At 60.3% G+C, this 11,493-nt stretch carries 9 protein-coding genes and 1 pseudogene; 9 read left to right on the top strand and 1 reads right to left on the bottom strand.

Going from position 1 to position 11,493, the window contains the following annotated elements; all coding sequences use genetic code 11:
* Nucleotides 1–464, top strand: a pseudogene (locus JWR14_RS35605) (endonuclease); the annotation flags it as partial.
* Between the two features lie 263 nt (nt 465–727).
* Nucleotides 728–1,210: an HU family DNA-binding protein gene (locus JWR14_RS35600; protein WP_299718891.1), complete on the top strand. Its 483-nt coding sequence runs from the start codon at nt 728–730 to the stop codon at nt 1,208–1,210.
* A 229-nt stretch (nt 1,211–1,439) separates the two neighbouring features.
* On the opposite strand, the gene JWR14_RS35595 is transcribed toward JWR14_RS35600, so the two are convergent.
* Entirely contained in the window at nt 1,440–1,838 is a 399-nt protein-coding gene (locus JWR14_RS35595; RefSeq protein WP_299718889.1) for a hypothetical protein, read from the bottom strand.
* Between the two features lie 564 nt (nt 1,839–2,402).
* On the opposite strand from JWR14_RS35595, the gene JWR14_RS35590 reads away from it, so the two are divergent.
* From JWR14_RS35590 to JWR14_RS35560, 7 genes are all read left to right on the top strand, one after another.
* Complete coding sequence (locus JWR14_RS35590; protein WP_299718887.1) at nt 2,403–3,530, top strand: HlyD family secretion protein; 1,128 nt, start codon at nt 2,403–2,405, stop codon at nt 3,528–3,530.
* Complete coding sequence (locus tag JWR14_RS35585) at nt 3,527–5,095, top strand: DHA2 family efflux MFS transporter permease subunit (RefSeq protein WP_299718884.1); 1,569 nt, start codon at nt 3,527–3,529, stop codon at nt 5,093–5,095. Before JWR14_RS35590 ends, JWR14_RS35585 begins: the two co-directional genes overlap by 4 nt.
* Before the next feature lies 1 nt (nt 5,096).
* The gene (locus tag JWR14_RS35580; protein WP_299718882.1) at nt 5,097–6,641 is read left to right on the top strand and encodes an efflux transporter outer membrane subunit; all 1,545 of its coding nucleotides are present in this window, start codon (nt 5,097–5,099) and stop codon (nt 6,639–6,641) included.
* Between the two features lie 339 nt (nt 6,642–6,980).
* Entirely contained in the window at nt 6,981–8,387 is a 1,407-nt protein-coding gene (locus JWR14_RS35575; protein ID WP_299718879.1) for a circularly permuted type 2 ATP-grasp protein, read from the top strand.
* Nucleotides 8,388–8,470: 83 nt separating this feature from the next.
* Nucleotides 8,471–9,424, top strand: a complete 954-nt coding sequence (locus tag JWR14_RS35570) for an alpha-E domain-containing protein (protein ID WP_299718893.1) — start codon at nt 8,471–8,473, stop codon at nt 9,422–9,424.
* A 34-nt stretch (nt 9,425–9,458) separates the two neighbouring features.
* Nucleotides 9,459–10,256 carry a transglutaminase family protein gene (locus JWR14_RS35565; protein ID WP_299718877.1) on the top strand — a complete coding sequence of 266 codons (798 nt, stop codon included), beginning with the start codon at nt 9,459–9,461 and terminating at the stop codon, nt 10,254–10,256.
* Between the two features lie 269 nt (nt 10,257–10,525).
* The gene (locus JWR14_RS35560) at nt 10,526–11,395 is read left to right on the top strand and encodes a proteasome-type protease (protein ID WP_299718875.1); all 870 of its coding nucleotides are present in this window, start codon (nt 10,526–10,528) and stop codon (nt 11,393–11,395) included.
* Nucleotides 11,396–11,493: the final 98 nt, after the last annotated feature.

Below are 11,493 nucleotides of genomic sequence, written 5' to 3'. Positions count from 1 at the left end.
AGCAGGTGCCGATTGGAGACAGCACCGCGCCCGATGCTCTGGCGATATTACAGCGCATGACTGGCCTTCAGGCAGTCGCCGACCCCACTCTCGATACACCGGCGCGACGCTACGGCAATGCGGTGTTGATGCGCTTTCCGGTATGCGCGGTCCGCACGCTCGACCTGTCGTTCAGGAGCCGCGAGCCGCGGGCGCGCTGGATGACGGACATCGATTTCGGTGCTGAGACGTGGCGTGTTGTCGCAACGAATCCAGGGCTGGCATCGTGTGAAAGACGGGTACAGGTCGATCAAGTGTTGCAAAGTTTCGATACCCCGGCCATGCCGGTGATCCTGCCCGGCGACCTCTACGAGTGGTTTATTTACGGCCAAACGCGGCGCCGGCTGACCTCGCATTTCTACCGCGCACGCTTTCACGAACCTCTCCAACACGCTTGTCCGTCGTTCGCTTTGGACCGCGTCTGAGTGCATCCGGGCGGGCATCTTGCACGGGTGGATGCGCATCGAAGTTCGCTTCGCGAGGGTGGCATCGGACCACTATCCGTTGATCGCGCAGCTATCCTTGTCGCCTTAAAAAAGACGCTTGTAACGAAAACCCCTTAAAAAAAGGCTCAGAAACACAAAAAGACTCGCACGAAGTTCAATGGCGCTTGTAGAATCCGGCGTTGATGCGGATGCATTCACGCGACCGTATTCTAAAAACACTGACCTCAACAGGTAGGAGAAACATGCCGACTTCCGCAAAAACCGCTGCCAAGAAAGCTGCGACCAAAGCTGCTCCCAAGGCTGCAACGAAGACTGCAGCAGCGCCCGTCAAGAAGGTCGCTGCCAAGAAGGCTGCATCGACGCCGGCTACTGTGGCGAAGAAAGCAGCTGTGAAGACGACGGCAACGCTGTCGCCGATCAAGGACACGTTCACGAAGGCATCGCTCGCCGCGCATCTGTCGGACCGTGCGACTGTCGACCTGAAAGCGGTAAAGGCCGTCCTGTCGGCACTTGAGGACACCATCCTCGGTGCGGTTCACAAGAAGGGCGCAGGCGAGTTCACGCTGTCGGGCCTCTTGAAGATTTCGGCGCAAGTCGTGCCGGCGAAGAAAAGGCGCTTCGGCAAGGACCCGTTCTCGGGCGAAGACCGTTGGTTCGATGCAAAGCCGGCGAGCGTGCGCATCAAGGCACGTGCGTTGAAGAAGTTGAAGGACGCCGCAGCGTAAGCTGACGGAACAGCATCGAAGGACTATGGCAGCGCAGGAGTAGAGGCGAACCGTAGTCGAAAAAAAATGGCCGGTTTCCGCGAGGGAATCGGCCATTTTTTTGCCTGTTTCTTCGGAGGCGGGATTGGACGGCGGCGACGTCCGAGCATGATGGATGACGTGTAAACAGCGATTCTGTTCGCACTCTGCTCCGGGTTCTTGCAGCCCTAAGCGTAGCGCGCGGTACTGCTCAGACCGAGTCTTCGAGGATCACCGTCGACGTACCGGGTTCGCTTTGGCAGCCCGCTTCATAGTCGATGGTATGCGCATCGAAGTGGTGAATCGCGCGCAGGAGACGAGGCGAGAAGGTCGCGCCGAAGTGCGCGATGAGCCGATCGCGTTGAGCGGGATTGGCGTGAGCAAGCGTCCGCAGTTCACCTATGGGGATGCCGACGAACAGATTCAGAGGAAACGGCGGGGTGGAATCGATGGAAGACTCCGGCGCGCGTATGCGAAGCCCGGGCTGAAGATGCGTTTCGAGTTCCATGGTGAAGATGAAATTGTCGTTATCGGGAGAAGCCGTTTTCGCTTCGCTGAGAAGCCGCGGCACCACGTCTTGAAGCAATGCAATTTCCTGGTCAGTCAGCATGACGAGATCCTTCGAAGAAAAGTTGCGATCCTATTAACAAAGCCCGGGTGATTTTCGAACTTGCACGAAGCACGGCGGATGGGCGTTCGAGATGAGAAGCAACACCGATGCCGGATAGAAGCGCGGGTAGGAAACGCGCTGTCAATGTCACATTTACGCGGTCATTTACCTGCGACGCGCACATTGAGGCCGTGTGTCTAGCCAAGCATATAAGGCTTGGAACCCGTACGGTTTTCACGCCGCAACATGGACAGCGCGATAACAACGCTTATGCCGCCCGCCAAGGTAGACGCGCTTGTATGTCGGCATAACCCTCTGAAAACAAACTGAAAGCGGCTCATCCGTCATCCGATAGTAACGGCACGTGGTTTGCTTAAGCTGTGCCCTTACGCTGACCCGATGTACGCGTAGAAGAACGAAGTTCTAGAGCAAGAGATTCCCATTCTGTCGACCTGCGACCTGGGGAGTGGCCGGACACGCCTGTGCCATTCCGCGTTTCAATGAGTGAGAGAGGGCCTGATGCCAGATCAAGACGAACGACCTGATCATGACGCAGACAAAGCCGTGGACGATTCGAAGCCCGGCGAGAGAAAAAACGATAGCGATAAAAACGGCGGCGAAGGCAAGTCCGACGATAAGTCCAACGGGCAAAAGAAAGGTCCGGGCAAAACGCCGCTGATCATCCTGGCCGTCGTCGTGTTGCTCCTGATCCTGGGCGGATTGATCTGGTGGTTCGCGACCCGCAATCAGGTCAGTACCGACGACGCCTACACCGATGGCGATGCCGTGACAATCGCACCGAAGGTCTCGGGTTACGTCGTGGTCATGAACCTGGGCGACAACAAGTTCGTCCACAAGGGCGACCTGCTGATCAAGATCGATCCTCGCGACTATCAGGCTCAACTGGATCAGGCAAACGCCCAACTCGGCCAGGCGCAGGCGCAACTCAATGCGGCTCAGGTTCAACTGGGTATTGCCCGCGTGCAATACCCAGCCCAGCTGACCCAGGCGAAAGCTCAGGAACAAAGCGCGCAAGCGAACCTGGTGCAGACCCGCGCGGCTTACGAACGGCAGCGCGCGGTCGATGTCCGGGCGACATCGCAGCAAAATATCGACACCGCGACGGCCCAGCAAAAGAGCGCGCTGGCCAACGTCGCGCAAGCACAGGCACAAGTGAAAACCGCGAGCCTCGTGCCGCAGCAAATCAGCCAGGCGCAGGCCACGGTGGAGGAACGCCGGCAGGATGTCCGCCAAGCCGAGGCCCAGGTGGAAGCGGCTGCATTGAACCTGTCTTACACGGAGATGCGAGCGCCTGCGGACGGCTGGGTCACCAAGCGCAACGTGCAGTACGGCACGTTCCTGCAGGCGGGCACGTCGATATTTTCACTGGTGACCACTACCGTCTGGGTCACGGCCAACTTCAAGGAGTCGCAACTCGAGCGCATGCGTCCCGGTGATTCGGTGGATGTTTCCGTCGACGCTTATCCCAACCTGAAGCTGCACGGCCACGTGGACAGTATCCAGCTTGGCAGCGGCTCGCGCTTCTCGGCTTTCCCCGCTGAGAACGCCACCGGCAACTTCGTGAAGATCGTGCAGCGCGTGCCGGTAAAGATTCTTATCGATAGCGGATTGCAGCCCGATCTTCCGCTGCCGCTCGGACTCTCCGTGGTTCCGAAGGTGATGTTCAAATGAGCGATCACGCCGGCTGGAAACCGAGGTCCAACCCCTGGCTGATTGCCGTGGTGGTCACGCTCGCGGCGTTCATGGAAGTGCTCGACACGACCATTGTGAACGTCGCGCTGCCGCACATTTCGGGTGCGATGTCCGCGAGCTACGACGAAGCCACCTGGACGCTGACCGCGTATCTTGTCTCGAACGGCATTGTGCTTCCCATCTCCGCATTTTTCTCGAAACTGCTGGGACGTAAGCGATATTTCCTGATTTGCATCGGTGCATTCACGGTCTGTTCGCTGTTGTGCGGTCTCGCCACCGACCTGTGGCAACTGATTGTGTTCCGGATCTTGCAAGGCTTCTTCGGCGGTGGCTTGCAGCCGAACCAGCAGTCCATCATCCTCGATACCTTTCCGCCCGAGCAGCGCGGCCGTGCGTTCTCGATTTCGGCCATAGCGATCGTGGTGGCGCCGGTGATCGGGCCGACGCTCGGCGGCTGGATTACCGACAACCTCACGTGGCGCTGGGTGTTCCTGATCAACGTGCCGATCGGCGTGATTACGACCATCGCCGTGATGGAGTTTGTTGAAGATCCGCCCTGGGAGAAGAAAAGGGACCGCAAGGAACTGGGCCTCGATTTCGTCGGCATTGGCTTGATTGCGCTGGGTCTCGGTTGCCTGCAAGTGTTCCTCGATCGCGGCGAGGACGACGATTGGTTCAAGTCCGGCTTCATCACGACCTTCGCGATTCTTTCGTTGATCGGCATAGTGGGTGCGATCTTCTGGCTGCTTTACGCGAAGAAACCGGTGGTCGACCTGCGCGTATTGAAGGACAAGAATTTTGCGTTGGGCTCGGTATGCATGGTGGGTTTCGCCGCGATCCTCTATGGCAGCGCAGTGCTCGTGCCTCAGCTTGCCCAGCAGCAACTGGGTTATACCGCGACGCTCGCGGGCCTCGTGTTGTCGCCCGGCGCGATGATGATCGTGGCCATCATTCCAGTGGTCAGCAAGCTGATGCCGATCATACAAACCCGCTTCCTGGTCGGCTTCGGCTTTTTCCTGATGGCGTGTGCGCTGTTTTATACGCATCACCTGGTGCCGAACATCGACTTCAAGACGCTGACGATCATGCGAAGTTCGCAATCCATCGCCATTGCTTTCCTGTTCGTCCCCATCACCACGCTGGCGTATTTGACGCTGAAGGCGTCGGAGAATGCGGACGCTTCCGCGTTATTCACGATGTTCCGCAACGTGGCGGGATCGATAGGGATTTCGCTTGCGACCGCCGCGATCGTGGAGCGCACGCAGGCGAACATGGCGCACATGTCCGTGCACATGACGCCGTTGAACCCGAACTACAACGACTCCATACAACGTCTCACGCACACGCTGATGGACATGGGCCAGACGCTGCAGCAGGCCATGACTACCGCGACCGGACTGATGTACAAGCAGTTCATTTCGCAGTCCACGATCCTGGCTTACCTTGACGTATTTGGCGCGGTGGCGATCTTCGCGTTGTGCTTCGTGCCGGTCACATTTTTCTTTTCGCCGGTGAAGGCTTCGGGTGGCGGAGGAGGGCATTGAGATGCGCAAACGCTTGATTCCCTTGCTGCTTTCGATGCTGGCCGGCGCGTGTTCAGTCGGTCCGAATTTCACGCCGCCCGACGCGAAAGCCCCGGACAACTGGCGCGATTTGCAGCGCGCGCAAAACCCGCAGACCCCGCCCGACGACATGCGTTTTCCCCATGCGAGCGCGCCGTCGGTGGTAGACACCAACGCCGATCCCGATCCACGCTGGTGGCGGCAATTCAACGACGCCACGCTGGACTCGCTGATCGACCGCGCGGCGGCGGGCAATCTGGATTTGCAGAGTGCGGTGCTGCGCATTACGGCGGCGCGCGAACAGGCGGTGGTATCGGGCGCGCAGGGGCTGCCCCAACTCAGCGCGAACGCGAGCTATAAGCGTGAGCAACTGGGCTTGAAGGGCTTGCTGCAATCGCAGGGTGTGTACGACAAGGTCAACGCGCTTGGGCCCAACAGTGCGGGCGTGGCCGGCGCCCTGAATTCCTTGACGGCGCCGGTCAACCTCTTCCAGGATGGTTTCGATGCCTCGTGGGAACTCGATCTGTTCGGGCGTGTGCGGCGCTCGGTAGAGTCGGCGAACGCGCAGACGGAGTCGGCATTCGAGAATCGCAACGACGCCCTCGTCTCGCTCGAGGCGGAAGTTGCACAGACTTATTCGCAACTGCGCGGGGCGCAGCTACTGAAGCAGATCACGTTGGCTGAGATCGACTCGGAGCAGCGGATACTTGACCTGACGCGTGAGCAGGCGCGTGTGGGGCTGACGAGCCAGAGCGACGTGCAGAGCGCGACGGCGCAGGTGGGGTCGCTGCAGGCCCAGCTACCGCAATTCGATGCACAGATTGCGCAGGCAATGAACGGCCTCGCCGTCTTGACCGGGAATGCGCCGGGGACGCTCGATGCGGAGTTGGAAGTGCAGGGGGCTGTGCCGCCGGTGCCGCCGAGCGTGCCGATTGGTTTGCCGTCTACGCTGGCGCGGCGGCGTCCGGACATTCGCCGTGCGGAGAGCGATTTGCACGCGGCCACCGCTGAGATTGGCGTGGCCGTGGCGCAAATGTACCCGGATGTATCGTTGACGGGGAATGTAGGTACGCGGGCCACCGAGGCGAAATATCTTGCACGCTGGTCGAGTCTTTTCTGGACGGTTGGCCCGAGTATTTCCCTGCCGATATTCGAAGGCGGAGCGTTGCGGGCGAACGTGCGGATAGCGAAGGCGCAGGCGGGGCAGGCGGCGCTGCAGTATCGCTCGACGGTGCTGAAGGCGCTGCAGGACGTCGATAACGCGCTGGTGTCGTACCGGACGGACCAGGACCGTCGCGAGGCGCTGACGCGTACGGTGGAGGCGAACCGGATCAGTTTGCAGCTTGCGACGGATAGCTATCGCAAGGGCTTGGTGACGTTCATTAACGTTCTGGATGCCGAACGTCAGTTGGCCGAGACGCGGCAACAATTGGCCCAATCGACGGTTAGCGTGACGACGGATCTGATCGCTGTCTATAAGGCGTTGGGCGGGGGATGGCAGGGGGACGCGGAGGCGGCTAATAGTTAAAGAGAGTTAAAGAGAAGACCGCTGACGCCTGCAGACCATGACCGGATGCCCCCTTTCGCACCAAAATCGGGCGCTCTCTCGTCCCCATCAACCACCCCGGCTCACCGCTTCGCACTTATTTGAAGCAAACTTCCAGCTAACCCGCCAAAACAATGAGTAAAAACAAGTAGTAGAAAAAATGGCACGCCTGTTGCTTAATTGTAGATACTGAAACTACCGAAGCGTCGGACAGGCGTGGCCCGGCTTGAAGAGCGATATCGAGGGCGGTATCGCGCTCGATATAGAGCCGGCATTTCCACGCACAGGCGGCAGCAGGCCGCGATCAAAAAAGGACGCAAGATGCAGATCTACGACGAAATGCGTCACGAGGAAACCGTGCGAGCGCATTACGCACGTTTCTCCCGGTGGCTTTCGACTCAAAGCCCCGAAACCATCGCACGCAAGCGCGCGGAAGCCGATCTGCTGTTCAGGCGTGTCGGCATCACGTTTGCCGTGAACGGTGATTTATCGGGCACTGAGCGCCTGATTCCCTTCGACATGATTCCGCGGATCATCCCCGGCGACGAATGGCGCAAGCTGGAAGCCGGTCTTCGACAGCGGGTCCGTGCGCTGAATATGTTCATCCGCGACGTCTATCACGATCACGACATCGTCCGGGCAGGGAAGATTCCCGCTGAACAGGTGTACACGAACGCGCAATATCGCCCCGAGATGCAAGGTGTGTCCGTGCCGCTCGACGTCTACGCGCACGTGGCCGGCGTGGACGTGGTGCGCGCAGGGGACGCGGGCGAGTTCTACGTACTTGAAGATAACCTTCGGGTGCCTTCGGGCGTGTCGTACATGCTCGAAAACCGCAAGATGATGATGCGGCTCTTCCCCGAATTGTTCGTGCAGAACCGCATCGCGCCGGTCGCGCACTATCCGGATCTGCTGCTCGAAACCTTGCGCTCGATCGCGCCAGCCGGCGTGGATGACCCCAACGTGGTGGTGCTCACGCCCGGCATGTACAACTCGGCGTACTTCGAGCACTCGTTCCTCGCGCAGCAAATGGGCGTGGAGCTGGTGGAGGGCAAGGATCTCTTCGTCGATGAAAACTACGTGTTCATGCGCACGACGCAAGGGCCGAAACGCGTCGATGTGATCTATCGGCGGCTCGACGATGACTTCATGGACCCGCTCGCGTTCCGCACGGACTCCGCGCTCGGCGTGCCGGGGCTGCTGACGTCGTATCGTGCTGGCCGGGTGGCATTGGCGAATGCGATGGGCACAGGTATAGCGGACGATAAATCCATCTATCCGTTCGTCCCGGACATGATCGAGTTCTACCTTGGCGAAACGCCGATCCTGAACAACGTGCCCACATTCCAGTGCCGCAAGCCGGACGATCTCGCCTACACGCTCGCGCATCTGCCCGAACTGGTCGTGAAAGAAGTTCACGGCGCGGGCGGTTACGGCATGCTGGTCGGACCGGCATCGACGAAAGCGGAAATCGAGGCGTTCCGCGAACGACTGATTGCGCGGCCGGATGGTTATATCGCCCAGCCTACCTTGGCGCTTTCCGCGTGCCCGACCTTCGTGGAGTCGGGTATCGCGCCGCGCCATATCGACTTGCGGCCGTTCGTGCTGTCGGGTAAAGAAGTGACGATGGCCGCCGGCGGCCTGACTCGCGTGGCGTTGAAGGAGGGTTCTCTCGTCGTGAATTCGTCGCAGGGCGGCGGCACGAAAGACACCTGGATGGTGGACTAAGCACCCACCAGGATTGTTCGCAACGGGGCGCGCTTCCAAGCACTGCGCCCGCGCGGGCCACACAACAACGGAACGCCATCATGATGCTAAGCCGCACAGCCGATCACCTTTTCTGGATGGCTCGCTACATGGAGCGTGCGGAAAATACCGCCCGCATGCTTGATATCAACCTGAAGGGCATGCTACTGCCGCAGACGCCGGATCAGGCAGCCCGTGCACAACGCTCGGTACTGCGAATTTCGGAGCTCGAATCGAAATTCGAGGAGCGTTTCCCGGGCTCGGATTCGCGCGAGGACATGCTGCACTTCATGGTCGCCGATACCGGCAATCCGTCGAGCATCAATTCCTGTCTGCACGCGGCGCGCGAAAACGCGCGTGCCGTGCGTGGAACGCTGACCACGGAAGCGTGGGAGACCATCAATTTCACATGGCTTGAATTCGGCGAGAAACTCGCCGCGGGCGAGCTCGAAAAAAGCCCGGACATGCTGTTCGAATGGGTCAAATATCGCTCGAATTTGTGTCGGGGCGTGATGGTTGGCACCGCGCTTCAGGACGACGCCTTCTGGTTCATCCAGCTTGGCATGTACCTGGAACGCGCGGACAACACGGCGCGGATCCTGGACGTGCGTTTCGCCGATGCCGAACCGAACTCGCGTGAAGCGGCGCGTCAACTGGAAGACTTCTACTACTGGACCTCCATCCTGAGTTCGGTGTCCGCGCTGGAGATTTACCGGAAGGTGTATCGCGATGTCGTGACGCCCTCGCGGGTGGTGGAGTTGCTGATCCTTAACTCGCAGATGCCACGCTCGCTGCTGGCGTCGTTGGATGGGGTTTGCGCGACGCTCGACAAGTTGCGTACCGACGGCTCGAACGAGTGCGAACGTTTCGCCGGCAAGCTGCGCGCGGATGTGCTGTACATGGATATCCGCCAGATACTCGAAACCGGAGTGCACGCCTATCTGACGCAATTCCTGAAACGGGTCGATGAGCTCGGTGTTCGCGTGATGCGCACCTTCCTCATGTTGCCTCTCGCCTGAACGCATTCGTATTGCATCCGCCCTGGGAACCATCATGCTTCTGACCATTCGTCATCACACAAGCTACCGTTACGCGGTGCCGGTGCAGTACTCCATCCAGCAACTGCGCATGACGCCCGCCAATGGCTCGGCGCAGATGGTGCGGCGCTGGAATATTGACACCGTGGGCAAGCTCGACGTCACCCGCGACGCCTACTCCAATACGTTGCACACGCTGGTGCTGACGAAACCGCATATGGAGATCCATCTTTCCGTGACCGGACAGGTGGAAACCACGTTGCTCGACGGCGGCCGCCTCAACGACGGTCCCGGCCGGATTCCGCTCCAGCACTACACTTGCGCGACCGCGCTGACCGAGCCGGACGCCGTGATCCGCGAACTCGCGAACTCGGTGGCGAAGCTCGATTCACCGTCGGCACTGATTGCGCTGGCGGAGAATATCGAAGCGAAGGTGCAGTTCAAGGCGGGTGTCACCGAGGTCACGAGCACCGCCGCCCAGGCGCTGCAACTTGGCAATGGCGTGTGCCAGGATCACGCTCACATCATGTTGGCGTGTTGCCGCGCCCGGGGTCTGCCGGCGCGCTATGTGAGCGGTTATATCGATCCGGGCGATGTCCCGCACGCCGCGAGCCACGCCTGGGTGGATGTGTGGATCGACGACGGCTGGGTGTCGGTGGACGTCACGCACGCGGCGTTCGCCAGCGGCCGGTACTGCCGGCTCGCGGTAGCACGCGACTATGAAGCGGCCGCGCCCGTGCGCGGTTCACGCGTGGGCGGCAAGGAAGAGCGCATGAGCGTGGACGTTTCAGTGCAGGCCACGGCCGACCAGTGAGCTGAGCGAAGCAATACGACACGCACGTCACGTCACGACCCGGCGCACGTATTCCTCCGGCGCCGTGATATTCAAGCCGCGCGCCCCCTTGCCTATAACTCGTAGAAGGTGAGGCGGCGCGGCCTGGTTTGCCGCCCTTGGCCCGATGTGGCGCGAAACCGTCGCGTTTGCCGGGCGATGGTGCCTGGGCCACGAGTCCCCCGCAATCAGTCCAGTCCGGACGAATACCCGACTACAATACGAATTTGCTTCTTTCAGGAATTGGACGCATGACTTATTGCGTGGCAATGCGCGTCGACGAGGGACTGGTGTTCCTGTCCGACACCCGCACGAATGCCGGGGTCGACCATGTGAGTGCAGCTCGCAAGATGGCGGTCTTCGAACAGCCCGGTGACCGCGTCCTCGTGCTCCTCGCGGCGGGCAACCTAGCGCTGACTCAGGCGGTCATGCAACTGCTGTCGGAACCGGCGCCCGAAGACAAAACCACGCTGTACAACGTCGCCACCATGGCGGAAGCGGCGCGGCTGGTAGGTGATGCGGTGCGCGAGGTACATCGGCGAGATGCAGCCACGCTCGCGGAATTCAGCGTCGACTTCAATTGCAGCTTTATTCTCGGCGGCCAGATCCGCGGCGCGAATACACGCCTGTTCATGATCTATTCAGCGGGTAACTTCGTGGAGTCGTCGCCGGTCAGCCCGTATTTTCAGATTGGTGAATCGAAGTATGGCAAGCCGATCATCGATCGCGTTGTCACGCCGTCCACGCCGCTGGACGAAGTGGCGAAATGCGCGCTCGTGTCGATGGACTCCACGTTGCGCTCCAATTTGTCGGTGGGATTGCCGCTCGACTTGCTCGTGTATGAGAAGGACGCGTTGCAAGTCACGCGGTTCTCCACGATCGATAACGACAACCAGTATTTCCAGATGATTCATCGCACGTGGGGTGACCGGTTGCGGCAGATTTTCGGGGAAATCCCGAATCCGACCTGGGCCGATCCCGCCAATGTGCCGCTGCGGGCGCGCGAAACGGTATCGAACGTGCCGCGCGTGACAGGCAGCGACCTGCGCGCAGAACCCGATACGTCAGCGCCGCCGTTTCAGACGCTGATGCAGCCCGGGAGCGAGCGGTCGCAGCATTGAGTGCGTCTGGATATTGCAGAGGCTCTACGGCCTCGGCAAGATGGGTAAGCTGGACAAGAGAACGGCCCAATCGTGAACTGCGCCCCAAAGGTTGGATC

It is taken from the genome of Caballeronia sp. (genome assembly GCF_028292365.1).
Classification (GTDB): Bacteria; Pseudomonadota; Gammaproteobacteria; order Burkholderiales; family Burkholderiaceae; genus Caballeronia.
The sequence above is the reverse complement of the archived record's forward strand: the minus strand, read 5'-3'. Positions and strand labels throughout refer to the sequence as shown.